The organism is Bradyrhizobium hereditatis (assembly GCF_020329435.1).
GTDB lineage: Bacteria > Pseudomonadota > Alphaproteobacteria > Rhizobiales > Xanthobacteraceae > Bradyrhizobium > Bradyrhizobium hereditatis.
This window is the reverse complement of the sequence record NZ_JAGKJK010000012.1, coordinates 89,911-115,909: the sequence shown is the minus strand read 5'-3', so window position 1 is coordinate 115,909 and position 25,999 is coordinate 89,911. Positions and strand designations below refer to the sequence as shown.

Sequence of the window (25,999 nt, the reverse complement as noted above, 5' to 3'; positions counted from 1 at the left end):
TTGATGATGCAGTTCTTCTCGCGCCGTCTTGCGCCCGCAGCGCTTGCACTCGCGCTGCTCGCTTCCGGTGACGCCCGCGCCCAGGGCGCGATGTCGGGCGTGCCCAATGCGATGCAAGGCTTTTCGCAGAACCGCGACCAACCGATTCAGATCGAGGCGGCTTCGCTCGAAATGCGCGACAAGAAGAAGGAAGCCACCTTCTCCGGCAATGTGAAGGTCGTGCAGGGCGATACCACCATGACTTCGAAGTCGCTGGTGGTGTTCTACGATTCCGGCCCTGCGCCGGACTCGCCGCAGCCCGCAGCGCCGAAAGGATCGAAGTCCGGGACGATGCAATCCGCAACGCCGGGGCCCGGCGGCAGTTCGTCGATCCGCCGCCTGGAGGCGAAGGGCTCCGTCGTGGTGACGCAGAAGGACCAGGTGGTGACGGGAGAGACCGCGATCTTCGACACGCGCGCCAATCTCATCACCATGGTCGGCGGTGTCGTGCTGACCCAGTGCAAGAACGTGCTCAAAGGCGACCGCCTCAAGGTCGACATGACCACGGGCGTGTCGCGCGTCGAATCCGACAGCGGCAAGGTCCAGGGCATGTTCATCCAGGGAGAGAATTGCGGGCCGGGATCAGGCGGGGCGAAGCAGCCTCCGGTGCAGATACCGTCGCTGATTCCGGGTAAAAAATAAGGCATATCAGCGCCTTAAAGATTATTTCGGGCTCGTGCGGTTGAAGCTGATGGCGTGAGCCTGTATCTACTCAAGCGGGGCGCGCAGGGGTGTTTCGCTAAGAAGGGGACATCCATTCATTCATGGTTCGGCAGCGAAGCGATTCGCTGGCGGGCGCGTCGCGGAATCACCGTGAAAGGCGTAAGCGAAGCGGGATGGTGGATTTACTCGGCATGTTTCGTCGACGCCCCGCAAAACGCGGCCCTGCGGGCTTTGCGCGTTCGCGCGAGGACATTACCGCGCTCGGCGATTCCTTCGACGACATGCTCACGAGCCCGGTACGCGATGGGCCGCCGATCGCGCGTTCCGCTTCATTGCCCGGGCTGGAATTGCCAGAGCCGCCGCCCAACGTCGAACCGCCACGTGAACCGCGTCCGCGCGCGCAGTCGCCGCGTTCCAAACCGAACGCCAAGACCAATGGTGGCGGCGCGCCGCAACTGATCAAGCGGCCCGGCTTCCTTGCCGTGCACAGCGTGGAGAAGAGTTTCGGCACGCGCCAGGTCGTGCGTGGCGTCAGCATCTATGTCCGCCGCGGCGAGGCGGTCGGCCTGCTCGGTCCGAACGGCGCCGGCAAGACCACGGTATTCTACATGATCACCGGCCTGATCAAGGCGGATCGTGGGGCGATCGAACTTGACGGCCACGACGTGACGAAGCTGCCGATGTATCAGCGCGCGCGGCTCGGCATCGGTTATCTGCCGCAGGAAGCCTCGATTTTCCGCGGCCTCACCGTGGAGCAGAACATCCGCGCCGTGCTGGAAGTGGTCGAGCCCAGCCGCAAGAAGCGCGAGCGCGAGCTCGACGCGCTGCTCGACGAATTCAACGTCACGCGGCTGCGCAAGTCGCCTTCGATCGCGCTCTCCGGCGGCGAGCGCCGCCGCGTCGAAATTGCGCGCGCGCTGGCCACGCGGCCGAACTATATGCTGCTCGACGAACCCTTTGCCGGCATCGATCCGATCGCAGTCGGCGACATTCAGGATCTGGTCCGTCACCTCACCAACCGCGGCATCGGCGTCCTCATCACCGACCACAATGTCCGCGAGACGCTCGGCCTCACCGACCGCGCCTATATCGTCTATGCCGGGCAGATCTTGACCGAGGGCAGTCCGGAAGAAATCGTCAACGATCCCGATGTACGTCGTCTTTACCTTGGCGAGGAATTCCGGCTCTAGCCTACGTTCCGCCAGGGTGAGGTTGCCTCAGCGATAAGATATTGTGCTTACTCGATAATCTGTGGCCTGCCGTATCTGAAGCCGGCTTGAATTTCTAGCGGCCGCGCCATAGCCCAATTTTCGCGTTCGTCAAGGCGTGTACAAGGGCGTTGGACTAATATAAGCAAGAATCGGACCAACTTTGAGTGGATCGGTTCTTGTCCCCATGGCGCTGACGCAGAGATTAGAGTTTCGCCAGTCGCAGTCGCTGGTGATGACGCCGCAATTGATGCAGGCGATCAAGCTGCTGCAATTGTCGAATCTCGACCTGTCTGCCTTCGTCGAGGAAGAGCTGGAGCGCAACCCGCTGCTGGAGCGTGCCAACGACGGCCCCGAACCCCCTGTCGCGGGCGAGCCGGCCACGGAGGCCGCCTATCCGGGCTCCGGCGGCGATGGTGACGATGGTGGCAGCGATGCCTCTGACATGAGCGCCGGCCCTGGCGAAGCCTTCGAGCCCGGCCAGGAGGACTGGCTGAACCGCGACCTCGGCAGCCGTGCCGAGATCGAGCAGACGCTCGACACCCCGCTCGACAACGTGTTTTCCGAAGAGCCCGCCGAGGCGGCGGCGCGCGCCGCGCAGGACGCGGCGCCGACCGCATATACCGAATGGGGCGGCGGCGCCTCGAATGATGACGATTATAATCTGGAAGCCTTCGTCGCCGCGGAGGTGACGCTCACTGACCACCTTGCCGAGCAGCTCGCGGTCGCGTTCAGCGCGCCGGCGCAGCGCATGATCGGGCAATATCTGATCGACCTCGTCGACGAAGCCGGCTACCTGCCACCGGATCTCGGACAGGCCGCCGAGCGCCTCGGCGCCTCGCAGGCGGATGTCGAGGCCGTGCTCGCGGTGCTGCAGAAATTCGATCCACCCGGCGTCTGCGCGCGGAACTTAAGCGAGTGCCTGGCGATCCAGCTTTGCGAACTCAACCGTTACGACCCCGCCATGCAGGCGCTGGTGGAAAACCTCGACCTGCTCGCAAAGCGCGACATTGCGTCGTTACGCAAATTGTGCGGCGTCGACGACGAAGACATCACCGACATGATCGGCGAAATCCGGCGTCTCGATCCGAAGCCCGGCCTGCGCTTCGGCTCGGCGCGCACGCAGACCATGGTGCCGGACGTCTATGTGCGGCCCGGCCCCGACGGCGGCTGGCATGTCGAACTCAACAGCGACACCCTGCCGCGCGTGCTGGTCAATCAGGTCTACTACACGGAGCTGTCGAAGACGATCCGCAAGGACGGCGACAAATCCTATTTCAGCGACTGCCTGCAGAACGCGACCTGGCTGGTGCGCGCGCTCGATCAGCGCGCCCGCACCATCCTGAAGGTCGCTACCGAAATCGTCCGTCAGCAGGACGGCTTCTTCACTCATGGCGTGGCGCATTTGCGGCCGCTGAATCTCAAAGCAGTGGCCGATGCGATCCAGATGCACGAATCGACGGTGTCGCGCGTCACCGCCAACAAATATATGGCGACCAATCGCGGCACCTTCGAGCTGAAATATTTCTTCACCGCCTCGATTGCGTCGGCCGACGGCGGCGAGGCGCATTCGGCGGAAGCGGTACGTCATCACATCAAGCAATTGATCGACGCTGAAAGCCCGAGCGCGATTCTCTCCGACGACACCATCGTGGAACGATTGCGCGCATCAGGCATTGATATTGCCCGTCGCACGGTCGCGAAGTACCGCGAGGCCATGCGAATTCCTTCCTCGGTCCAGCGCCGCCGCGATAAACAAAGCATGCTCGGTAACGCCCTTTCCGCTTCCGCCACCTCCTCCGACCGGTCCCGCGATACGGCTCCGGCCTGATTGCGTTCGCATCAAATCGCGATAGTCTCGGATTCCCAAGCCGATCCGGGAAACCAGAGTAGTCGAGGCATCAAGCGAGGCATCAAATGACCCTTCGAATCTCCGGGAAAAGTATCAGTGTCGGCGAGACGCTTCGTTCGCGCGTCAGCGAGCGCACCGATGAAGTCCTGCGAAAATATTTCGACGGCAATTATTCCGGCCACATCACGCTGAGCAAGGACGGCTTCGGCTTCCGTACCGATTGCGCGTTGCACCTCGATTCCGGGATCACGCTGGAAGCGGAGTCCAATGCCACCGACGCCTATGCCAGCGCCGACCAGGCGCTCCTGATGATCGAGAAGCGCCTGCGCCGCTACAAGAGCCGGCTGAAGGACCGCTCCGCCCGCAAAGCCTATGCGGCCTCGGCGGCGCTCGCGGAGATCGACGGCCCGATACTGGATGCACCGAGCTATGTGATCGAGGCTCCGGCGGAGGGCGACGACGAGGTCACGTCCTATAGCCCTGTCATCATTGCTGAAGCGACCACGTCCCTGAAGCGGCTTTCGGTCAGCGAGGCAGTCATGGAACTCGATCTCACGGGGGCCGCCTGCCTCGTCTTCCAGCATGGGTCCAGCGGCCGGGTAAACATCATTTACCGCCGGGCGGACGGCAATGTCGGCTGGGTCGATCCGCCCGTGATTACCCCCTGAGATCTGGGCCCGAAAGCATTGACGCCCCCATTCGTCCTCCCTATGGTCCGCCGCCTTAAGTATGGGGGGCAGGAAACTGGCCCTTCGGGAGTTGGCACCGGTGATGCGTTGGAGTAGAAGCCGTGCAAATCGGGACCCGGTTAAGCCCGCCTCCCGCCCCATCTTCTTGACGCCCCGGTTCTAGAACCTATCTCGCAACCTGACGGTTTTACTCACCTCGGAACGCCCCATGACGATTACCGATCTGGTCGCACCCGAGGCGATTCTCCCCGCATTGAAGGTCATCAGCAAAAAGCAGGCGCTGCAGGAATTGGCTGCGCGTGCCTCCGCGCTGACCGGCCAGAACGAGCGTTCGGTATTCGAGGTGCTGCTGCAACGCGAGAAGCTCGGCACCACCGCTGTTGGCTATGGCGTCGCCATTCCGCACGGCAAGCTGCCGAAGCTGGAAAAACTGTTCGGTCTGTTCGCCCGACTGGAACGACCCATTGATTTCGAGGCGATGGACGGCCAGCCTGTCGACCTGATCTTCCTGCTGCTGGCTCCGGAAGGGGCCGGCGCCGATCATCTGAAGGCGCTGGCGCGAATCGCGCGGCTGCTCCGCGACCAGGACGTCGCCAAGAAACTGCGCGCCTCCCGCGATGCGCAGGCGATCTATTCGGTACTGGCGCTCCCGCCAGCAAGCGCGGCCTAGTTCCGCTTCGCGGAACGGCATTTTCTCCGCGTAGTAGCAAGATCGGTAAACGCAATTTTAAGCTAAATCGCAGTTAGTTCTGGCGCTGGGAATTTTTATTTGGCCCGGAGAACATTGCCATGACGCTGCGGCTGACGATTTCGCGCGCGATATTGATTTTTGGATTGGTCACTGCGTTGGGGCTCGGTGCTGTGATTGCCACCAGCGTTTACGGGCTGTCGCAGCTCAAGGTCGGCGGTCCGCTCTACAACCAGATCAAGCTCGGCAACGACCTGATCGCCGATATTCTGCCACCGCCGGAATACGTCATCGAAGCCTACCTCGAGGCTACGCTCGTGCTGCACGATCCGGCGAAGCTGGCGGCGCATCGCGACAGGATTGCACAACTCAAGAAGGAGTATGACGAACGGCGTGACTTCTGGATCAAATCCGATCTCGATCCGGTGCTGAAGACGAAGCTGGTGGAAAAATCCGATAGCGAGGTGCGCCGCTTCTGGACCGCGATCCAGGACGGTCTGTTGCCCGCGCTCGCCAAGGGCGACAGCGCTGCGGCAGCGAAATCCTACGCAGAAAGCACGGCGCGCTATACCGCGCACCGCGCCATCATCGATGACATCGTCAAGCAGACCAACGACCGGAACGCGGCGACCGAAGTCGCGGCGACGGGCCGCGTCAGCACCTTCACGTTCGTGCTGTGGGGCGTGTCGGCCGCGGTCTTTCTCGTCATCGGCGCAGGCATTTTTGGCGTGGCGTTCGGCGTCATTCGCCCGATTGCGCAAATGACCGACGTGATGAAAGGCCTTGCCGGTGGCGACCTCTCTGTTGCGGTGCCGGCGCTCAGCCGCGGCGATGAAGTGGGCGCCATGGCGCGCGCGGTGCAGGTGTTCAAGGACAACGCGTTGCGTGTGCAATCGATGGAGGCAGAGCAGGCAAGTCTGAAGCGGAAGGCGGAGGGCGAGCGCAAGGCCGCGATGCAGCAGATGGCCGACGGCTTCGATTCCGTGATCGGCAAGATCATCCAGACCGTGTCGAGCGCCTCGTCCGAGCTCGAATCATCGGCCGGGCAGCTGACCAAGACCGCGGAAGTGACCCAGATGCTCTCGGCGACGGTCGCTTCCGCATCGGAGCAATCCTCGGCGAATGCGCAATCCGCCGCGGCGGCCGCCGAGGAGATGGCTTCATCGGTGTCGGAGATCAGCCGCCAGGTTCAGGACTCGCACAAGATATCGCGTGAGGCGGTCAGCCAGGTCGAGCAGACCAATGCGCGCATTGCCGATCTCGCCCAGTCCGCTAGCCGAATCGGCGAAGTGGTCAAGATGATCAGCGCGGTCGCGGAGCAAACCAACTTGCTGGCGCTGAACGCCACCATCGAAGCGGCGCGCGCAGGCGAAGCTGGACGGGGATTTGCGGTGGTCGCCTCCGAGGTCAAGGCGCTCGCGGCGCAGACGGCGAAAGCGACCGAGGAAATCGGCGAGCAGATCAGCCAGATGCAATCGGCGACCAATCAATCGGTGTCGGCGATCCAGGAAATCGGCGGCACGATCGGCCGCATCGCGGAAATCTCGCAGGCGATCGCCGCGGCGGTGGAAGAGCAGGGCGCTGCGACGCAGAAAATCTCGCGCAACGTGCAACAGGCGGCGCAGGGCGCCACCCAGGTCGCCGGCAGCATCACCGACGTCAATCGTGGGGCGACCGATACCGGCGCGGCCTCGACGCATGTGCACGGGCTCGCCCGATCCCTGCTCGCGCAGAGCAATCATCTGAGGGGTGAGGTGGAGAAATTCCTCTCGACCGTGCGCGCGGCGTAAGGCGGCTTGAACTTGCTTTGAAGGACGATACGCGGGCGATGCCCGCGTATCTGAAACCCTCTTCTCACATTCGCGGCATCAATGCCGGCGAAGCTTGGTAAGTGAAAGCGGCAGATGCCGCGTCAATGCACGCTGACGGCCTGAAGCTCGTTGCTCCATGCGTTGGCGATCGCCGCCTCGCGGCTATCGGTCAGCATGATCGGGGTGCCGTCGGCGGCGTGCAGCGCGAACAGTTTCAGTCCGGGCGCGATGCGTGGCGCCTGCGGAAACAGTCCCGGTACGTCCTCGGAACGGACCTGTTTCACATAGGCGATGTGGCCTTCACCAAGATGGGCCAGTGCCTCAACGGAAACCTTTTCGGATTCGTAGGTCACACTCACGTCACTCATGGTCTCGACTCCTCTGGAGACTAAGCGGTCGAGTCCGCTCCTTGTTCCACTATTATTCGTGCTCATTGATAGCGATTGTCTTAACGACCCGTTCAGGCTCCGGCCTGGCCAGATCGATCGACAACAGCCCGTTTTTCAGATCCGCGCCCAGCACCAGCATCCCCTCCGCCAGCACGAAGGTGCGCTGGAAGTGGCGCGCGGCGATGCCGCGATGGATGTATTGCCGGGCCTTGTCGTCCTGCTGGCGGCCCCGGATCACGAGCTGGTTTTCCTCAATGGTCACATCGAGTTGGTCGCGGGTAAAACCCGCCACCGCGAGCGTGATGCGCAGCCGTTCGGGCTGGCCGTTAGTGCGGTCACACCGCTCGATGTTGTAAGGAGGATAGCCGTCGGCACCTTTGACGACGCGATCGAGCGCACGCTCGATTTCGTCGAACCCAAGCAGAAACGGACTGGACAACGAAGGAACACGAGACATTACAAAGTCCTCTCGAAGCGACTTTGAGGGGCCCTAGCGGCACCCCATGCAACCGGCCGGCCGACTTTCCGCCCGGTCAAGGAACAATATGGGGGTGATTTGGAAAGGGTTCAAGCGCCTCTGAAAGCTGTGTAAATCGGCCGCGGCGCGGGTTTTCTCGGCAGTCATTCCGGGCAGGCGCGCTAGCGACTGAACCCGGAATCTCGCAACATCATCTCGGGATTCCGGGTCGTTTCGCGCCCCGGAATGACGAGGTCAATCACCCAACCGCTTCCTTCCGTCGGCGGTAAAGAGATGCAGCTTGTCGCGTGCGGCTACCGCCCTGATTCGCTCGCCGATGGCGGGACCGACGGCACCCGGGACGCGGACGATGATTTCACCCGGCGGCAATTCGCCCGGGATGGCGGCGACGCCCTGCTCTTCCTGTTGACGGGTACCGTAGACGAAGGTTTCGGCGCCGACGCGCTCGATCGCTTCCACCGTGAGGCCGAGCGCGACGCCACCGGAAACAGTGTCGTTTGTGATGACGAAATCCTCAGGCCGGATGCCGAGGATGCCGGCTTCTCTGGCTCTGATATCGCCGGCGAGCTGCGATTGCAGTTCGGAGCGCAGCGGCATGAGATTCATCGGCGGCGCGCCGATGAAGGAGGCAACGAAAGTAGTCGCCGGCTTCTGGTAGATCTCGAGCGGATTGCCGATCTGCTCGACCTGGCCGCTATTCATCACGACGAGGATGTCGGCCAGCGTCATCGCTTCCAACTGGTCGTGGGTGACGTAGATCGATGTCGTCGAGAGGCGGCGCTGCAGTTTTCGGATTTCAACCCGCATGGCGATACGCAGCTTGGCGTCGAGGTTCGACAGCGGCTCGTCGAACAGAAATACCTTGGGCTGGCGCACGATGGCGCGGCCCATCGCCACGCGCTGACGCTGGCCGCCGGATAATTGCCGCGGCTTGCGGTCGAGCATCGCGCCGAGTTCGAGAATGCGCGCGGCTTCCTCGACGCGCGTCTTGATCTCGCCCTCCGGCATGCCGCGGTTGCGCAGGCCGTAGGCCATGTTGTTGTAGACGCTCATGTGCGGGTAGAGCGCGTAGTTCTGGAACACCATCGCGATGTCGCGATCGGCCGGCTCGATCTGGTTGACGACGCGCCCGCCAATATCGATCTCGCCGCCGGTAATGGTCTCCAGGCCTGCGACCATGCGCAGCAGCGTGGATTTTCCGCAGCCTGAAGGGCCGACCAACACGCAGAACTGGCCATCGCCGACCTCGAAATCGATGCCCTTGATGGCCTCGAAGCCACCAAGGTAGGTCTTGCGGACGTTGCGGAGCGTTACATTAGCCATCGAGCTTTCTCAGCGAACAGCGAATAGGGAGAAGCGAATAGGGAAGAGCGCGCCAGCAAGGGAATGAAATCCCTATTCGCTGCTGGCCATTCGCTATTCGCCATTTCACTTTTCCGTCTGGACCAGGCCGCGCACGAACAGCCGCTGCATGAAGATGACCACCGCGACCGGCGGCAGCATTGCAAGGACCGTCGTCGCCATGGCGAGCTGCCACTCGGCGAGCTCGTCGGTCGTCACCAGCATCTTCTTGATGCCGATCACGATGGTCTGCATCGAATCCTTGGTGGTGATCAGAAGCGGCCATAGATACTGATTCCAGCCATAGATGAACTGGATCACGAACAGCGCCGCTATGGTTGTCACCGACAGCGGCAGCAGCGTGTCCCAGAAGAAGCGGAACGGGCCGGCGCCGTCGATGCGCGAGGCCTCCAGCAATTCATCCGGCACGGTCATGAAGAACTGGCGGAACAACAACGTGCCCGTGGCGGACGCGATCAGCGGCAGGATCAGCCCGGCATAGGTGTCGAGCATCCTCAGGTCCGCGACGACCTTGTAGGTCGGATAGATGCGCACTTCGACTGGCAGCATCAGCGTGATGAAGATGATCCAGAAGGCGGTCTTGCGGAAGGGAAAGCGGAAGTAGACGACGGCATAGGCCGACAGGATCGAGATGATGATCTTGCCGACGGCGATGCCGATCGCCGAAACGAAGGAATTGATCAGCATGTTGGCGACGGGCTCGCGGCTGGTGCGCGAGCCGCCGACGAAGACGGCGCGGTAATAGTTTTCCAGTGCGTCCGTGCCCGGCATTGCCGGCATGCGGCCGCCGACCACAGTCGCCGCGTCATGAGTTGAGGCCACGAAGGCGAGCCAGACCGGGAAGGCGACGATCAGCACGCCAAGGGTGAGGATGGCGTAGGCGATGAAGTCGCTGAGCGGGCGATGCTCGACCATCAGTACTGCACCTTGCGTTCAACATAGCGGAACTGGATCGCAGTCAGCGCGATCACGATGATCATGAGGATGACCGATTGCGCCGCCGAGCCGCCGAGGTCGCCGCCGAGCCGGCCGTCGGCATAGACCTTATAGACCATGGTGGTGGTGGCGCCGGCGGGACCGCCGGCGGTGACGGCATCGATGATGCCGAAGGTGTCGAAGAAGACGTAGACGACGTTGACGACCAGCAGGAAGAAGGTGGTCGGCGACAGCAGCGGGAAGACGATGGTCCAGAAGCGTCGCATCGGACGGGCACCGTCGATGGCGCTGGCTTCGATCACGCTTCTCGGGATCGATTGCAGGCCGGCGAGGAAGAACAGGAAGTTATAGGAGATCTGCTTCCACACCGAGGCCAGCACCACCAGGATCATGGCGTGATTGGCGTTGAGCAGCGGATTCCAGTCGACGCCCATGCCGCGCAGCGGGCGCGACAGCATGCCGAGCGAGGGCTGGAACATGAAGAACCAGAGCACGCCGGCAACTGCAGGCGCTACCGCATAGGGCCAGATCATCAGCGTCTTGTAGCCGCCGGCCGCCTTGAGATTCTTGTCGGCTTGCGTGGCGAACAACAGCGCGATGGAGAGGGATAGCGCTGCGACCAGCGTGGAGAAGATCACGGTCGTCAGCATCGACCGATAATATTCAGGCTGGGCAAACAGGGTTTGATAATTCTCAAGACCGACGAATTCGGAAACGAGGCCGAACGCATCTTCGCGCAGGAAGGATTGCCAGACCGCCTGGCTCGCCGGCCAGTAGAAGAAGATGACGGTGATGACGAGCTGCGGCAGAAGCAGCAGGTACGGCAGCAGGCGGTTGTTGAAGACGGTGATCTTTTCCATTCAGGCGTCGCGGTCTTACCGGTGATGCAAGCGCTCCCCCTCCGGTGGAGAGGGGGCGCCGGTAACTAGCTCAGCCTATTTTGCCGTCTTCTCGAAGGTGCGCAACATGGCATTGCCACGCGCCACCGCGGCGTCCAGAGCTTCCTTGGGTGACTTCTTGCCGTCCAGCGCCGCCTCGATTTCTTCCGCCCAGACGTCGCGCATCTGCACCATATTGCCGAAGCGCAGGCCGCGCGAATTCTCGGTCGGCTCCTTGTTGGTGAGCTCCTTCAGAGGTGTCTGCAGAATCGGGTTCTTCTCGTAGAAGCCATCCTTGATCGACTTCTCGTAAGCCGCCTTGGTGATCGGCAGGTAGCCGGACTCCTGGTGCAGCTTGGCTTGGCGGCCGGTATCCGACAGGAAGGTGAAGAATTTGGCGACGCCCTTGTACTCTTCCGGCTTCTTGCCGCCCATCACCCACAGCGAGGCGCCGCCGATGATCGAGTTCTGTGGCGCGCCCGGTACGTCCGGATAGTACGGCATCGGGGCCGAGGTGAAGTCGAACTTGGCGGTGGCCTTCGCGGTACCGTAATAGCCCGACGAGGTCAGGAAGATCGCGCATTCACCGGAGCCGAACCGGGCCTCGTTGGCGCTGCCGCGTCCGCCATAGCTGTAGGTCTTGTCCTTCTGCAGGTCGACCAGATTCTGCAAGTGCTTCACGTGAACAGGCGAGTTGAATTTCAGCTCGGTGTCAAAGCCGTCGAGGCCGTTGGCCTTGGTGCCGATCGGCAGATTGTGCCAGGCCGAGAACTGCTCGATATGGGCCCAGCTTGCCCAGGCGTTGGAGAAGCCGCACGTCTCGTGGCCGGCCGCCTTCAGCTTCTTGGCGGCGTCAAACACTTCCGGCCAGGTTTTCGGGATTTCGTTGACGCCGGCCTTCTTCAATTCATCCTTGTTGATCCACATCACCATGGAGGACGAGTTGAAGGGGAAGGACAGCATCTCGCCCTTCGATGTCGAGTAATAGCCGGTGATGGTCGGCAGGTAGGCCTTGGGATCGAACGGCTCACCGGCGTCTTTCATGAGCTGGTGGACCGGCTTGATGGCGCCGGTGGCGCCCATCATCGTGGCGGTGCCGACCTCGAACACCTGGATGATATGCGGCGCATTGCCGGCGCGGAACGCGGCGATGCCGGCGTTCATGGTGTCGGGATAGGCGCCCTTGTAGGACGGGACAACCTTGTAATCGGACTGGCTGGCGTTGAATTCTTCGGCGAGCATTTTGACGACGTCATTGTTGGCGCCGGTCATGGCGTGCCACCACTGAATCTCGATCACCGCATGCGCGGGCGAAGCGGCAAATGCCAGTGAGACCGCAACGGCCGCGGCCGTGCCGAATTGTCGAAGAGCCATCAAAGTCCTCCCATTGGAAGCGTCATCGATTGTTGCGCTAACAGCGGCGGATGACGTGCAAATGACCGTATAAGCGAGCCAATCGTATGGGGGAAGTGAACGTTTGGGGAAGCGGGAATTTTGCTGCGGCGCGTGCGAGTTGGCTTGGAGATTTGTTGATGCAGCATGGCAAAAGTGTCTGCCGATCGCGCCCGGGGCTTACCCCTCTCCCCAACCCTCCCCCGCAAGGTGGGAGGGAGCCTGACTATCATGCGTCCATAACATGAGTGTGCGTCTCTCCGGGTCTCGATGCGGCGGAATAGGCGTCGTGAGGGACGCACTGGAGAATGGGCTCCCTCCCCCCTTGCGGGGGAGGGCTGGGGAGAGGGGTGGCGTCATCGGGACTGCCTCCGTGGCAGCTCTGATTCCGAATGCGGCGGCAGTTCGACCTCCGAGCGAGCGAAGCCTTACCGCTTGCGCTCGGAGCCGCAAACCGCGCCACTGGCGACCAGCGCCGCGATCTCGCTTGTGGAATAGCCGAACTCGCCAAGCACCTCCGATGTGTGCTGGCTGAATTTCGGTGGTGTCCGGCGCAGGCTTGGCTTGGTCCGATCCATCCGGATCGGCGAGGCAACGCCCTTGTACCAGTCCTTCGAGATGATGTCGCCGCGATGCAGCGTGTGCGGATTGTTGAGCGCCTGGTCGATCTTCTGCACCGGACCTGCCGGCAGGCCCGCCGCCAGCAAGCGATTGCACAGCGGCTCGGCCTCGTGCTGGCTGAACACGGCGGCGAGCTCGGCGCGCAGCGCCTCGCGATTGGCGATGCGGTCCTTGTTGCGGGCAAAGCGCGGATCGGTGCCAAGCTCGGGCTTGCCGATTTCCTTGGCGAGCTTGCGGAAGGTGCCGTCATTGCCGACGCCGATGAAGATGTTGTCGGTCTTGGTCGGGAAGATCGCGTAAGGGACGAGGTTCGGATGCTCGTTGCCGGTGAGCGAGGGCGGTTTGCCATGCATGAAATAATTCGCGGTGTGCGGATGCATGATCGCAAGGCCGGTTTCGTACAGCGTGGTTTCGAGAAACTGGCCAAGCCCCGAACGCTGCCGCTCCGAGAGCGCCATCAGGATACCGATCGCCGCGTAAAGGCCGGTGGTGATGTCGACGAGCGGAACGCCGATCCGCATCGGGCCGCTTTCCGGTGAACCGGTCGCGGCGATCATGCCGGTCATGGCCTGGATGATCGCGTCGTAGCCGGGATTGCCGCCGCGCGGGCCGTCGGCGCCGAAGCCGGAGATCCGGCAATGCACCAGCTTGGGAAATTTGGCGCGCAGCACATCGTTGCCGATGCCCCATTTGTCGAGCGTGCCCGGCTTGAAATTCTCGATCAGGACGTCGGCCGTCTCCAGCATCTTCAGGAGAACCGCGCGCCCGCCTTCGGACGAGAGGTCGAGTCCGACCGAGCGCTTGTTGCGGTTGATGCCGACGAAATAAGCCGCGTCCTCCTCGTGGAAGGGAGGGCCCCAATCGCGCACCTCGTCGCCGGCTGGCGGCTCGACCTTGATGACGTCGGCGCCGTGGTCGGCGAGGATTTGCGTGCAATAGGGACCGCCAAGCACGCGCGTCAGATCGATCACGCGCAGGCCGGTCATTGCGCCGGTAGAACTCATGGAGAAAGCCTTCGCTCACGATGAGAAATGGAAATCCTGAGCTAGCGGTCTTCGGGCGCGGCGGCAATGGCGTCCCGCGCACAGGCGCATGACGCAGCCGCCGTAGCATGCGCGCGAAAATTCCGCGGGGCGAACGGCCCGCCGATGTCAGCAGCGGGCCATCCGGATCATGTCGTCAGACGACCGTCAGGCGCACATCCACATTGCCGCGCGTGGCGTTGGAATAGGGGCATACCTGATGCGCCTTTGCGACGAGGGCTTCGGCTTCCGCCTTGGGAATGCCGGGCAACGAGACCGCCAGCTCGACGTCGAGGCCGAAGCCGCCGGCCGAACGCGGGCCGATGCCGACGGTCGAGGTGACAGACGCGTCCGCCGGCACCTTCGGGCCACCCTGGGAAGCGACGAACTTCATCGCGCCGATGAAGCAGGCGGCGTAGCCGGCCGCGAACAGCTGCTCGGGATTGTTGCCGGCGCCACCGCCGCCGCCGAGTTCCTTCGGAGTGGCGAGCTTGACGTCAAGCGCGCCATCGAGAGTTGCGGCGTGGCCATCGCGGCCGCCGGTAGCCTTGGCGCTGGTCTTGTAGAGCACGTTCACGGACATGTCGGTCTCCTCAGTTTGCGTTTCGACGGAAGACATATTGCACACAATTAGATTGTACACAACATAAATTATTGCGAATCGCACAATTTGATTGTATGCAATTGAAATCAAGCGCTTAGATCGTCAAATCAGGAAGCCGAAGGACACCCGCTAACGAGGTCGTGATGGCCAAAAAATATTCAGCGGACTTTCCGCTGCGGCTCGATAATCAAATCTGCTTTGCGGTGTATTCCGCGGCGCACGCCTTCAACCGCGTCTACAAGCCGCTGCTTGACAGGCTCGGCCTGACCTACCCGCAATATCTTGTCATGCTGGTGCTGTGGGAGCGCGACGGTGTCCCGGTGAAAGCCATCGGCGAGCGGCTGTTCTTGGATTCCGGCACGCTGACGCCGCTGCTCAAGCGGCTGGAGGCGGCTGAATTGATCAAGCGAACGCGCAGCACCGAGGACGAGCGGCAGGTCTTGATCGCGCTGACGGCCAAGGGCGAGCAGCTCAGGGAAAAAGCCCGCGCCGTGCCGGAGTCAATTCTTGCGGCGTCAGATTGCTCGGTCGGCGAGCTCGTGGCGCTGAAAAGCGAGATCGTCGCGCTGCGCGATCGGTTGAATGCGGTGTTGGGGGAGTAGGGGGCGGTGGCGGGCTTCAAAAGTGCTTCTTTGCGAAAGCTCGACCAGAGCCGGATTTCAAGTACTTTTCAAAAGCCCTTGCGAGCGCCGCGTCGCTGAATGCGACGTAGGTTCTTATGCGCCAAGGTCCGTACTTCGAAGTGTGCGACACCTCGCCCGCGTTATGCTTGGCAAGCCGGGCACGCAAATCGTCTGTGATGCCAACGTAGAACTGCTGGCAATCGAGACTTTCCAGGACATAAACGTATTTCATGATGCCCCCTGGCCGTGTCGAGAAGTTCGCGACTATATAGCGCAAGCTTAGCCGAGTGGCACGAGAAGGAATCAACTACGGGTAGAGCCCGCCGTCGCCCTTCGGGCTATAGCGGGGCAGCCTTCGCTCTCTTCGCTACAATAGGGCACATTTGGCCTGCCCAGCCGTAGCTCGCGAAGCGAGCGAAGGCTGGTGGAGCCAGGCGGGATCGAACCGCCGACCTCTTGCATGCCATGCAAGCGCTCTCCCAGCTGAGCTATGGCCCCGTCGCAGTCAGAACATGGTCACCTGGACCATGCGCCCGCGAGCCTTGGGTGACTCGCGGGGAGACCCAGAACACAGTTCTGAGCCGATCTCAAGTCTCTTCGTCACCTCCGACGTCGCCGATGATGTCGGTAACGTCCTCGTCACCCTCTTCCTCATCCGGAATGAAGGTGGAATCGTCGTCGTCATCGTCCTCGATGGCCTCGTCGATCTCGATGTCGTCTTCCGATTCGGGAACCACGGCCTTGACCTTGCCGGTGTTCTCCTCGGCATCGGCTTCCTCGAGCGAGACCAACTCTTCGGCCTCCGCGGGCTCCGGCATGTCGGCGGCGGTGGTCGCTGCGGCGGCACGCGCGGCATCGCCACGCGCGCGTGGCGGCGCAATCGGCGCGATCGGCACCACCTCACCGGTATAGGGCGAGATCACAGGGTTCTTGTTCAAGTCATAGAATTTCTTACCCGTGGTCGGGCAAATGCGCTTGGTTCCGAGGTCGGATTTGGCCACGTGTGGATCCTGGGAAATTCTGAAAAACGGTGCTTCACTTGGCTAGTTGAGGGGCCGGTGTCAATAGCGCTTTGAGCATTTGTCGGCCGCGTGACGCCGGGTGGCCCATGTGATACTGCCGCCCTCGCAGAGGACCCCAATCTTGACCCAATCAGCTACGCCCAATCAGCTGGAATCCCGCGTCAGCGGCCCCCTGGCCGGAAAAGTCCGCGTTCCCGGCGACAAGTCGATTTCGCACCGCGCCCTTATCCTTGGTGCGCTTTCAGTCGGCGAAACCCGCATTTCCGGCCTTCTCGAGGGCGAAGACGTCCTCAATACCGCCAAATCGATGCAGGCGCTGGGCGCCAAGGTCGAGCGGACGGGCCCGTTCGCCTGGAAGGTCCGGGGCGTGGGGGTCGGGGGCTTCGCCCAGCCGACCGCCCCGCTCGATTTCGGCAATTCCGGTACCGGGTGCCGGCTGGTTATGGGGGCGGTCGCCGGCTGCCCGATCACCGCCGTTTTCGATGGCGATGCCTCGCTGCGGTCCCGCCCGATGCGTCGGATCCTCGATCCACTCGAATTGATGGGTGCGAAGACCGGCGAGGCAAGAGAGGGCGGCCGCCTGCCGCTAACGCTGCACGGCGCCCGCGATCCCGTGCCGATCGTCTACCGGACCCCGGTGGCCTCGGCCCAGATCAAATCGGCGGTGCTGCTGGCGGGATTGGCCGCGCCCGGCGTCACCACTGTTATCGAACAGGAGGCCAGCCGCGATCATACCGAACTGATGCTGAAACATTTCGGCGCCGAGATCGTCTCCACCCATGAAGGCGCCCATGGCCGCAGGATCGCGCTGACCGGTCAGGCCGAACTGCATGGCGCTGAGGTCGTGGTGCCTGCCGATCCGTCGTCGGCTGCATTTCCGATCGTGGCGGCGCTGATCGTCGAGGGGTCTGACGTGACCTTCTCCGACGTCATGACCAATCCGCTGCGCACTGGCCTGCTCACGACGCTGCGCGAGATGGGCGCCTCGATCGAGGAAAGCGATATCCGCGGGGATGCCGGCGAGCCGATGGCCACCTTGCGCGTGCGCGCCTCGAAGCTGCGCGGCGTCGAGGTGCCGCCGGAGCGCGCGCCCTCGATGATCGACGAATATCTGGTGCTCGCGGTAGCCAGCTCCTTCGCGGAGGGCACCACGATCATGCGTGGCCTGCAGGAGCTGCGCGTCAAGGAATCCGATCGCCTGGAAGCCACTGCGGCGATGCTGCGCGTCAACGGCGTCAAGGTCGAGATATCAGGCGATGATCTGATCGTCGAGGGCAGCGGGCACGTGCCCGGCGGCGGCCTCGTCGCCACCCACATGGATCACCGCATCGCGATGTCGGCGCTGGTGATGGGGCTCGCCGCCGACAAGCCGGTCAAGGTCGACGACACCACGTTCATCGCCACCAGCTTTCCGGATTTCATTCCGATGATGCGCTCGCTCGGAGCGGAGTTTTCATGATCATCGCCATCGACGGGCCGGCGGCATCCGGCAAAGGGACGCTCGGCAAACGCCTCGCTCATCATTACGGCTATCGTCATCTCGACACCGGCGTGATCTATCGCGCGGTGGCGAAGGCGCTGTTGGATCAGGGGCTGGACCTCACCAATGAAGCGCAGGCGGTTGCCGTCGCTATGGAGCTCGATCCCGAGAAATTCGGCCATCCCGAGTTGAAGACGCAGCGCATTGGCGATGCCGCATCCGTCGTGTCGGCGATCCCCAAGGTGCGCGAAGCCCTGGTCAACTTTCAGCGCCAGTTCGCAGCCGATCCGCCCGGCGCCGTGCTCGACGGGCGCGACATCGGCACCGTGATCTGTCCCTATGCCGACGTGAAGATCTTTGTCGTGGCCGACCCGCAGGTGCGGGCCCGCCGCCGGACGCTGGAAGCCCGTGCACGCGGCGAGGATGCTGACGAGGCGGCGGTGCTGGCCGATATCCTCAAGCGCGATGAGCGCGACAAGAACCGCACTACCGCGCCGCTCAAGGCGGCCGTGGATGCGCATATCCTCGATAATTCCAATCTCGATATCGAGGCTGGAGTTCGCGCCGCGATTGCGATCGTCGAGGCCGTCCGCGCCAAACGCTAGGTTGGGCGCCAGCTAAGGCTTCCAGTTTTTGACCGCGGTTTTGTTCTGGCGTGCTGCACGCAAAATCTCGGATCAGTTGTTCGAGCGCGCGCGGTCGAACGGCAATTGCTGCGCGGCCATCATGACGGGCTTCGACTTGGCAGCGTTCGAGATGGCAGCGGCAATTGCGCTGTCGGTCGCAAAAGCGGACGGCTTGCCGGCTACGGCCGTGGCAACGAGAAAGACGGCAATGGCAGTTAGAGCGATCAGGCTCTTCATGGATGGCACTCCCCTGCTCTTGAATCGTGCCATCGTGTGGGGGCGGCGCTTAAGGTCGGGTTCCATCCAGCCGAGGCTTGCGGACCTTTCACGTCACGCGGTCAACAGGCGTTGAAGGAGCGGGGCCATGGTTAGCGTACGCCTTTAGCGTCTGTCAGCCTTAAGGGCCCGTAAATTGAGGCCATTTTCGCTTGCCGAAATTGGCCCTTGGGTCTATATCCACGGCCGTCCGGGCCGCCATCGATGGGATCAGGGCTGTCCGAGCGGGCCGGTTGCGAGGTTTGAGCCTCCGCCGTGATTGGAGGAAAGCCCGCTCCAGGCCGCTGAAGTCGATACGCTCGCTTCAGGCTCCGGACAAATAAATCAAACGTATCGAACGTGCAGGCATGCTGCCGGCCCGCTTTGCGCTACTCGCAAACGCGGTCGTCAGGATTTGCGGACCCTGACACTGTCACGCGCGATGCGCCCTTTAACCCGAACGGCCGGCAAGTATCCGCACTGGAGAACAAATGGCTTCAAATACTGCTGCTTCCTATAATCCTACCCGCGAAGATTTCGCTGCGATGCTGGACGAGTCCTTTGCTGGCGGCAATCTGCAGGAAAGCTCCGTCATCAAGGGCAAGGTAGTTGCAATTGAAAAGGACATGGCCGTTATCGATGTCGGCCTGAAGACCGAGGGCCGCGTTGCGTTGCGCGAATTCGCCGGCCCCGGCCGTGAAAGCGATCTCAAGGTCGGCGATGAAGTCGAAGTATTCCTCGACCGAATCGAAAATGCACTCGGCGAAGCCGTGCTGTCGCGCGACAAGGCGCGCCGCGAGGAGAGCTGGGGCAAGCTGGAGAAGGCGTTCCAGAACAACGAGAAGGTTCACGGCGTCATCTTCAACCAGGTCAAGGGCGGCTTCACCGTCGATCTCGATGGTGCGGTTGCGTTCTTGCCGCGGTCGCAGGTCGATATCCGTCCGATCCGCGACGTCGCGCCGCTGATGAACAACTCGCAGCCGTTCCAGATCCTCAAGATGGATCGCCGCCGCGGCAACATCGTGGTGTCGCGCCGCACGGTTCTCGAAGAGACCCGCGCCGAGCAGCGCCAGGAGCTGGTGCAGAACCTCGAAGAGGGTCAGGTGATCGACGGTGTGGTCAAGAACATCACCGACTACGGTGCGTTCGTTGATCTCGGCGGCATCGACGGCCTGCTCCACGTCACCGATATCGCCTGGCGCCGCGTCAATCATCCGACCGAGGTGCTGACCATCGGCCAGACGGTGAAGGTCAAGATCATCAAGATCAACCACGAGACCCACCGCATCTCGCTCGGCATGAAGCAGTTGCTGGACGATCCGTGGCAGGGCATCGAGGCGAAGTATCCGCTCAACGCGCGCTTCACCGGCCGTGTCACCAACATCACCGACTACGGCGCGTTCGTCGAACTGGAGCCGGGCATCGAAGGCCTCATCCACGTCTCGGAGATGTCGTGGACCAAGAAGAACATGCACCCCGGCAAGATCGTTTCGACCTCTCAGGAAGTCGAAGTGCAGGTTCTCGAAGTCGATTCGGTCAAGCGCCGCATCTCGCTTGGCCTCAAGCAGACCATGCGCAATCCCTGGGAGGTCTTCGTCGAGAAGTTCCCGGTCGGTTCGGTGGTCGAAGGCGAGGTCAAGAACAAGACCGAGTTCGGTCTCTTCCTCGGCCTCGAGGGCGATGTCGACGGCATGGTCCATCTGTCGGACCTCGACTGGAAGCTGCCGGGTGAACAGGTCATCGACAACTTCAAGAAGGGCGACATGGTCAAGGCCGTGGTGCTCGACGTGGATGTCGAGAAGGAGCGCATCTCGCTCGGCGTCAAGCAGCTCGAAGGCGACCCCTTCGCCGAGCCTGGCGACGTCAAGAAGGGCGCGGTTGTGACCTGCGAAGTGCTCGAAGTGAAGGAAGCCGGCATCGAGGTGAAGATCTCGGGTACCGACTTCACCACCTTCATCAAGCGCTCCGAGCTCGCCCGTGACCGCAACGATCAGCGCGCCGAACGCTTCGCCGTCGGCGAGAAGGTCGATGCGCGCGTGATCCAGTTCGACAAGAAGGCCCGCAAGGTGCAGGTCTCGATCAAGGCGCTGGAAGTGGCCGAGGAGAAGGAAGCCATCGCGCAGTATGGCTCCTCCGATTCGGGCGCTACGCTGGGCGACATTCTCGGCACCGCGCTCAAGAACCGCGAGAAGTAAGCGCTCGCTTATCTCTCCCGCGAACACCAGGCCCCGGTTTCGACCGGGGCCTTTGTTTTTCTGTCGTCCCGGACAAGCCAACGGGTCGCGCGAATGCGCGCCCGATGACAGGCTCCGCGCGATCCGGACCCAGCCACAGGTGGATCGTTTCGGGCACGCTGGAAGCCCATCGAGATGCGACAATCAGCGCCGGTGGTTATGGGTCCCCGCGTGCGCCGTGACAACGAGACCGGGCCTTGTTTTCTTCAAATTGCGCCGCAATTGATGTAATCAGATAACGCGCCTTTGATGCTGTGAGTGCAAAACGCGCTGACTATTTCTGGAGAAATTCGATGTCGCTCGATTCGGACGTGATCGTCGATCGCCGCAGGATTCGCCGCAAGCTGACCTTTTGGCGCCTGGTGGCCGTTCTGGTCACGATCGCGGCGATCATCACCGTCGGCGCGGTCGCGACCAGGAGCGGGCCAGCCGCGCTGACATCGGCGGGATCGATCGCGCGCGTCAATATCGAAGGGCTGATCCGCAGCGACCAGCAACGGGTCGAGGCGCTGGAGCGGCTGGAGAAATCCAGCCATGTCGCTGTCATCGTGCATATCAACTCGCCGGGCGGGACCACGGCCGGTTCCGAGCAGCTCTATGATTCGCTGAGCCGGCTGAAGGCGAAGAAGCCGCTGGTCGTGGTGGTCGAAGGACTGGCGGCGTCGGGCGGCTACATCACCGCACTGGCGGCCGATCATATTGTCGCCCGCCAGAGCTCACTGGTCGGTTCGATCGGCGTGCTGTTTCAGTTTCCCAATTTCACCGAGCTCTTGAAGACCGTCGGCGTCAAGGTCGAGGAGGTGAAATCCTCGCCGCTCAAGGCTGCGCCCAACGGTTATGAGCCAACCAGCCCGGAGGCGCGCGCCGCGATCGATGCGCTGGTGAAGGATTCCTACGCCTGGTTCCGCGGCCTGGTGAAGGAGCGGCGCGGTATGGACGAGGCGCTGATCGAAAAGGTCGCAGACGGACGCGTCTTCACCGGCCGGCAGGCGGTCGAATTAAAGCTCGTCGATCAGCTCGGCGATGAAAAGGCGGCCGTCGCATGGCTGGTCGCCGAGAAAAAGATCAAAAGCGGCCTGCCGGTGCGCGATTACAAGCTGAATCCGCAGTTCGGCGACCTGACGTTCCTGCGTACGGCGGCCTCGATTGCGTTTGATGCGCTCGGCTTGAGTTCCATAGCGCGTCAGATCGAACAGGCCGGCGTTGCGCAGGCGGTCGACCAGCTCGCGCTCGACGGCATGCTGGCGTTGTGGCGGCCCGTCGCATCCAACTGAGCCGCACCGGCTGCCCTTCGCCACAATTTCCCGCATTGAGGGTGTTGTCACAAACCCCTTCCGGGTCCTTTGCCGCGCTATTTCGCGCCGCCCAAAAGTGATTTAGCGTCTTGACAGTTCAAGGCATTTTCACGGAAATGGATGTCCGCACGACCCCGGACCCCAACTTCGATGATCAAATCCGAACTTGTTCAGCGCATCGCCGAGCACAACCCGCACCTCTATCAGCGGGATGTGGAGAACATTGTGAACGCGATCCTCGATGAGATCGTCGCAGCGCTGGCGCGCGGCGACCGTGTCGAGCTGCGCGGCTTCGGCGCCTTCTCGGTCAAGCATCGCCCAGCACGCGCCGGCCGCAATCCGCGCACCGGCGCGCATGTGCCGGTCGACCAGAAGAGCGTCCCATTCTTCAAGACGGGCAAGGAAATGCGCGAGCGTCTCAACCGCGACAATGGCTCGCCCGAGGCCAGCGGCGCGTAAGCGCTTTTCGAATTCGACTAGATGTAGCCGTGTTGCGGGTCTCGCACCCGCCCTTCTCGATCACGACGAGAGATGGTCATGCGAAAGTTTTTCACGGCGCTGGTCGTCATTCCCCTGGGGCTGATCTTCATCGTCTTTGCGGTTGCCAACCGTCATTTCGTGACGGTGTCATTCGATCCCTTCAATACCGCCGATCCGGCCATCGCGGTGAGCATGCCGTTATTTGCCGTCATCATTACGGTGGCCATTCTGGGGGTCGCCGCGGGCGGCATGGCAACCTGGTTTCGGCAGCGGCGTTGGCGCCGGGCAGCGCGCCTCCATGAGGCGGATGCCCGCCGGGCCAAGGCGGAGGCGGCTGATTTGCGGGCCGCGGCGGCGGTTTCCCGGGTCGACCAGCAACGGCTGCCGGCGCCGTCCCAGTACGGGATCTACGGGGCCATCGGGCGAGACAAGCAGGGCGCGACGTTGTAGAACCCGCCCCGTCAGCTTGTTCCATTTGCCATGGCGGCCTGAAGGGCCCGCCCCCGAGAGATCATGTCCCTGCTCGTCAAAATCTGTGGCCTGTCCACGCGCGAAACGCTTGAGGTAGCGCTTGCGGCAGGCGCTGACATGGTGGGCTTCGTGTTCTTTCCGCCGTCGCCGCGCCATCTCAGCCTCGAGGGCGCGCGCGAGCTGGGTAAGCAGGCCAAGGGCCGCGCCACCAAGGTGGCGCTGACCGTTGATGCCGACGATGCCACGCTCGAAAATATCGTCGAGACGCTGCGGCCGGATCTGTTTCAACTGCATGGCAAGGAAACCACTGCGCGCGTGCGCGATATCAAATCGAAATTCGGTCTGCCAGTCATGAAGGTGATCGCCGTCGAGACGTCAGCCGATCTCGCGGCGCTGCCCGGCTATGCTGACGTCGCCGACCGCATCCTGTTCGACGCCCGTGCGCCGAAGGGCGCAACGCGCCCCGGCGGGTTAGGGGCCGTGTTCGACTGGCACGTTTTGGAAAAGCTCGATCTCCAATTGCCCTTCATGGTCTCGGGCGGGCTTTCGGCCGACAACGTCGCGGAGGCGGTCCGCGTCACCCGCGCCGGCGGCGTCGATGTATCTTCCGGCGTCGAGAGTGGCCCCGGCATCAAGGATCCCGAGCTCATCCGCAATTTCATTCGCGCCGCGCGCCAAGAAGAATTGATGGTCCGATGAATCCAAAGCTGCCCAATTCATTCCGCACCGGTCCCGACGAGCGCGGGCATTTCGGCATTTTCGGCGGACGCTACGTCGCCGAGACGCTGATGCCGCTGATCCTCGACCTCGAAAAGGCCTACGCCGAAGCGAAGGCCGATCCGGCGTTCCAGGCGGAGATGAACGGCTACCTCAAGAATTATGTCGGCCGTCCGTCGCCGCTTTATCTGGCCGAGCGGCTGACCGAGCATCTCGGCGGCGCGAAAATCTATCTCAAGCGCGAGGAGCTGAATCACACCGGCTCGCACAAGGTCAACAACGTGCTTGGCCAGATTATGGTCGCACGGCGCATGGGCAAGAAGCGCATCATCGCCGAGACCGGCGCCGGCCAGCATGGCGTTGCCACCGCAACGCTCTGCGCGCGGTTCGGCCTCGAATGCGTGGTCTATATGGGCGCGGTCGACGTCGCGCGGCAGCAGCCGAACGTGATCCGCATGGAGATGCTGGGCGCCAAGGTGATCCCGGTGCAGTCGGGGGCGCGGACTCTCAAGGATGCGATGAATGACGCGCTGCGTGATTGGGTCACCAACGTGCACAACACGTTCTATTGCATCGGCACCGTGGCAGGGCCGCATCCCTATCCGATGATGGTGCGCGATTTTCAGTCGATCATCGGCATTGAGACGCGCCAGCAGATGCAGGAAGTGGAAGGCCGACTGCCGGACTCGCTGGTCGCCTGCATCGGCGGTGGTTCGAATGCGATGGGCCTGTTCCATCCCTTCCTCGACGAACCCTCGGTCGAGATTTTTGGTGTCGAAGCCGCAGGCCACGGGCTGACGCAGCTGCACGCCGCGTCGATCGCCGGTGGCCGTCCAGGCGTGCTGCACGGCAACCGCACCTACCTCCTGATGGATGGTGACGGGCAGATCGAGGAAGCGCATTCGATCTCGGCAGGCCTCGATTATCCCGGCATCGGACCGGAGCATGCCTGGCTGCACGAAACCGGCCGCGTGAAATATCTCTCCGCGACCGACGAGGAAGCGCTCGAGGCGTTCCAATTGCTATCACGGCTGGAAGGCATCATCCCGGCGCTGGAATCGGCGCATGCGATCGCAAAACTGACTGAACTCGCGCCACAGCGTCCCAAGGATCATCTGATGGTGGTCAACCTCTCCGGCCGAGGCGACAAGGACGTGCCGCAGGTCGGCGACATCTTGAAGGGCAGGAAGACGTGACCACCCGTATCGACGCTCGCTTCGCTGAACTCGCCAGACAGGGCCGCTCCGCCTTCGTCACCTTCGTGATGGCCGGCGATCCCGATCCCACGACCTCGCTCGATATCGTCAAGGCGCTGCCGAAAGCCGGCGCCGACATCATCGAGATCGGCATGCCCTTTACCGATCCGATGGCGGATGGGCCCTCGATCCAGGCGGCGGGCCTGCGCGCACTGAAGGCCGGCATGACGCTGAAGAAGACGCTGGAGATGGTCCGCGGCTTCCGCAAGGATGATGACGCGACTCCTCTGGTGCTGATGGGCTATTACAATCCGATCTACATCTATGGCGTCGACAAGTTCCTCGCCGATGCCAAGGCAGCCGGCGTCGATGGATTGATCATCGTCGACCTGCCGCCGGAGGAAGACGATGAGCTCTGCCTGCCGGCGATGAAGGCTGGGCTCAACTTTATCCGCCTGGCGACGCCGACCACGGACGACAAGCGCCTGCCGGCGGTGCTCGCGAACACGTCGGGCTTTGTCTATTACGTCTCCATCACCGGGATTACCGGCGCGGCGGCGGCCGACTCGAGGGCCGTGGGCGATGCGGTGGCGCGCATCAAGAGGCATACCAAACTGCCGGTGTGCGTCGGCTTCGGCATCCGCACCCCGGAGGCGGCCCGGGCGATTGCGGAAAACGCCGATGGCGCCGTGGTCGGCACCGCGCTGGTCGATGCACTCCGCGGCAGCCTCGACGCCGAGGGGCGTGCTACTGCCAAAACCGTCGGCGCCGTGACCGAGGTGGTCGCCGCGCTGGCGCAGGGCGTGCGGGGATCGAAACAGGCTGCAGAATAAGCCATAATCCGCGTGGAATAGGCGGGGCATGGTCCGGAAAAGTGGCGACCGGTTTTCCGAAAAAGATCATCCCCAAACCAACAGACGCGGCTTGCCGGCCCTCGGCCGGGCGGCCATATATCCATCTGATGCGTT

General features: G+C 62.7%; 27 protein-coding genes and 1 tRNA gene. 16 read left to right on the top strand and 12 right to left on the bottom strand.

Features of this window, described 5'->3' with window-relative positions; genetic code table 11:
• The first annotated feature begins 3 nt into the window (after positions 1-3).
• The 6 genes from J6524_RS26290 (at position 4) to J6524_RS26265 (ending at position 6,929) form a co-directional block, all read left to right on the top strand.
• Positions 4-681, top strand: coding sequence for an LptA/OstA family protein (locus tag J6524_RS26290; protein WP_225675965.1), 678 nt, complete (start codon positions 4-6; stop codon positions 679-681).
• A gap of 194 nt (positions 682-875) precedes the next feature.
• On the top strand, positions 876-1,892 hold the full coding sequence (lptB, locus tag J6524_RS26285) for an LPS export ABC transporter ATP-binding protein (RefSeq protein WP_225675963.1): 1,017 nt from the start codon (positions 876-878) through the stop codon (positions 1,890-1,892).
• Positions 1,893-2,097: 205 nt separating this feature from the next.
• Positions 2,098-3,741 (top strand): RNA polymerase factor sigma-54, encoded by a 1,644-nt coding sequence (rpoN, locus tag J6524_RS26280; RefSeq protein ID WP_225675961.1) that lies wholly within the window; start codon positions 2,098-2,100, stop codon positions 3,739-3,741.
• Between the two features lie 86 nt (positions 3,742-3,827).
• The gene (hpf, locus tag J6524_RS26275) at positions 3,828-4,430 is read left to right on the top strand and encodes a ribosome hibernation-promoting factor, HPF/YfiA family (RefSeq protein WP_225675959.1); all 603 of its coding nucleotides are present in this window, start codon (positions 3,828-3,830) and stop codon (positions 4,428-4,430) included.
• A 229-nt stretch (positions 4,431-4,659) separates the two neighbouring features.
• Positions 4,660-5,121, top strand: coding sequence for a PTS IIA-like nitrogen regulatory protein PtsN (gene ptsN, locus J6524_RS26270; RefSeq protein WP_028347914.1), 462 nt, complete (start codon positions 4,660-4,662; stop codon positions 5,119-5,121).
• A 119-nt stretch (positions 5,122-5,240) separates the two neighbouring features.
• Positions 5,241-6,929, top strand: a complete 1,689-nt coding sequence (locus tag J6524_RS26265) for a methyl-accepting chemotaxis protein (RefSeq protein WP_225675957.1) — start codon at positions 5,241-5,243, stop codon at positions 6,927-6,929.
• Positions 6,930-7,051: 122 nt separating this feature from the next.
• On the opposite strand, the gene J6524_RS26260 is transcribed toward J6524_RS26265, so the two are convergent.
• The 8 genes from J6524_RS26260 to J6524_RS26225 form a co-directional block, all read right to left on the bottom strand.
• A complete protein-coding gene (locus J6524_RS26260) occupies positions 7,052-7,318 on the bottom strand; it encodes a BQ00720 family protein (protein WP_225675955.1) in 267 nt (88 codons plus the stop codon).
• A gap of 52 nt (positions 7,319-7,370) precedes the next feature.
• Positions 7,371-7,796, bottom strand: coding sequence for an Hsp20 family protein (locus J6524_RS26255; protein ID WP_171712777.1), 426 nt, complete (start codon positions 7,794-7,796; stop codon positions 7,371-7,373).
• A gap of 255 nt (positions 7,797-8,051) precedes the next feature.
• Complete coding sequence (locus tag J6524_RS26250; RefSeq protein WP_225675953.1) at positions 8,052-9,140, bottom strand: sn-glycerol-3-phosphate import ATP-binding protein UgpC; 1,089 nt, start codon at positions 9,138-9,140, stop codon at positions 8,052-8,054.
• A gap of 105 nt (positions 9,141-9,245) precedes the next feature.
• Entirely contained in the window at positions 9,246-10,094 is an 849-nt protein-coding gene (ugpE, locus tag J6524_RS26245; protein WP_225675951.1) for a sn-glycerol-3-phosphate ABC transporter permease UgpE, read from the bottom strand.
• Positions 10,094-10,975 carry a sn-glycerol-3-phosphate ABC transporter permease UgpA gene (ugpA, locus tag J6524_RS26240; protein ID WP_225675949.1) on the bottom strand — a complete coding sequence of 294 codons (882 nt, stop codon included), beginning with the start codon at positions 10,973-10,975 and terminating at the stop codon, positions 10,094-10,096. The genes ugpE and ugpA overlap by 1 nt, the downstream gene beginning before the upstream one ends.
• A 75-nt stretch (positions 10,976-11,050) precedes the next feature.
• A complete protein-coding gene (gene ugpB / locus J6524_RS26235) occupies positions 11,051-12,367 on the bottom strand; it encodes a sn-glycerol-3-phosphate ABC transporter substrate-binding protein UgpB (RefSeq protein WP_225675947.1) in 1,317 nt (438 codons plus the stop codon).
• 446 nt (positions 12,368-12,813) lie between these two features.
• Complete coding sequence (locus J6524_RS26230; protein ID WP_225675945.1) at positions 12,814-14,010, bottom strand: CaiB/BaiF CoA transferase family protein; 1,197 nt, start codon at positions 14,008-14,010, stop codon at positions 12,814-12,816.
• A 175-nt stretch (positions 14,011-14,185) separates the two neighbouring features.
• Complete coding sequence (locus J6524_RS26225; RefSeq protein WP_225675943.1) at positions 14,186-14,611, bottom strand: organic hydroperoxide resistance protein; 426 nt, start codon at positions 14,609-14,611, stop codon at positions 14,186-14,188.
• A 164-nt stretch (positions 14,612-14,775) separates the two neighbouring features.
• Between J6524_RS26225 and J6524_RS26220 the strand changes: the two genes are divergently transcribed.
• A complete protein-coding gene (locus J6524_RS26220; protein ID WP_225675942.1) occupies positions 14,776-15,234 on the top strand; it encodes a MarR family winged helix-turn-helix transcriptional regulator in 459 nt (152 codons plus the stop codon).
• Between the two features lie 16 nt (positions 15,235-15,250).
• On the opposite strand, the gene J6524_RS26215 is transcribed toward J6524_RS26220, so the two are convergent.
• The 3 genes from J6524_RS26215 to J6524_RS26205 form a co-directional block, all read right to left on the bottom strand.
• A complete protein-coding gene (locus J6524_RS26215) occupies positions 15,251-15,487 on the bottom strand; it encodes a GIY-YIG nuclease family protein (protein ID WP_225675940.1) in 237 nt (78 codons plus the stop codon).
• Between the two features lie 190 nt (positions 15,488-15,677).
• Positions 15,678-15,753 (bottom strand) — tRNA-Ala (locus J6524_RS26210).
• A gap of 89 nt (positions 15,754-15,842) precedes the next feature.
• Positions 15,843-16,256 (bottom strand): TIGR02300 family protein, encoded by a 414-nt coding sequence (locus tag J6524_RS26205; protein ID WP_225675938.1) that lies wholly within the window; start codon positions 16,254-16,256, stop codon positions 15,843-15,845.
• 142 nt (positions 16,257-16,398) lie between these two features.
• Here J6524_RS26205 and aroA point away from each other — a divergent pair, with 142 nt between their 5' ends.
• Positions 16,399-17,736, top strand: a complete 1,338-nt coding sequence (gene aroA / locus J6524_RS26200; RefSeq protein ID WP_225675936.1) for a 3-phosphoshikimate 1-carboxyvinyltransferase — start codon at positions 16,399-16,401, stop codon at positions 17,734-17,736.
• Entirely contained in the window at positions 17,733-18,362 is a 630-nt protein-coding gene (cmk, locus tag J6524_RS26195) for a (d)CMP kinase (protein WP_225675934.1), read from the top strand. Before aroA ends, cmk begins: the two co-directional genes overlap by 4 nt.
• A 72-nt stretch (positions 18,363-18,434) precedes the next feature.
• Here cmk and J6524_RS26190 read toward each other — a convergent pair whose 3' ends face one another.
• Positions 18,435-18,620 carry a hypothetical protein gene (locus tag J6524_RS26190; protein WP_225675932.1) on the bottom strand — a complete coding sequence of 62 codons (186 nt, stop codon included), beginning with the start codon at positions 18,618-18,620 and terminating at the stop codon, positions 18,435-18,437.
• A 509-nt stretch (positions 18,621-19,129) separates the two neighbouring features.
• Here J6524_RS26190 and rpsA point away from each other — a divergent pair.
• From rpsA to trpA, 7 genes are all read left to right on the top strand, one after another.
• Positions 19,130-20,833 (top strand): 30S ribosomal protein S1, encoded by a 1,704-nt coding sequence (gene rpsA, locus J6524_RS26185; RefSeq protein ID WP_225675930.1) that lies wholly within the window; start codon positions 19,130-19,132, stop codon positions 20,831-20,833.
• 332 nt (positions 20,834-21,165) lie between these two features.
• On the top strand, positions 21,166-22,146 hold the full coding sequence (gene sppA, locus J6524_RS26180; protein ID WP_225675928.1) for a signal peptide peptidase SppA: 981 nt from the start codon (positions 21,166-21,168) through the stop codon (positions 22,144-22,146).
• Positions 22,147-22,287: 141 nt separating this feature from the next.
• Positions 22,288-22,626: an integration host factor subunit beta gene (locus J6524_RS26175; protein ID WP_225675926.1), complete on the top strand. Its 339-nt coding sequence runs from the start codon at positions 22,288-22,290 to the stop codon at positions 22,624-22,626.
• A 78-nt stretch (positions 22,627-22,704) separates the two neighbouring features.
• The gene (locus J6524_RS26170) at positions 22,705-23,097 is read left to right on the top strand and encodes a lipopolysaccharide assembly protein LapA domain-containing protein (protein WP_225675924.1); all 393 of its coding nucleotides are present in this window, start codon (positions 22,705-22,707) and stop codon (positions 23,095-23,097) included.
• A 63-nt stretch (positions 23,098-23,160) separates the two neighbouring features.
• Positions 23,161-23,817 carry a phosphoribosylanthranilate isomerase gene (locus J6524_RS26165; RefSeq protein ID WP_225675923.1) on the top strand — a complete coding sequence of 219 codons (657 nt, stop codon included), beginning with the start codon at positions 23,161-23,163 and terminating at the stop codon, positions 23,815-23,817.
• Entirely contained in the window at positions 23,814-25,031 is a 1,218-nt protein-coding gene (gene trpB, locus J6524_RS26160; RefSeq protein ID WP_225675922.1) for a tryptophan synthase subunit beta, read from the top strand. Before J6524_RS26165 ends, trpB begins: the two co-directional genes overlap by 4 nt.
• Complete coding sequence (trpA, locus tag J6524_RS26155) at positions 25,028-25,864, top strand: tryptophan synthase subunit alpha (RefSeq protein WP_225675920.1); 837 nt, start codon at positions 25,028-25,030, stop codon at positions 25,862-25,864. Before trpB ends, trpA begins: the two co-directional genes overlap by 4 nt.
• The last annotated feature ends 135 nt before the right edge of the window (positions 25,865-25,999 follow it).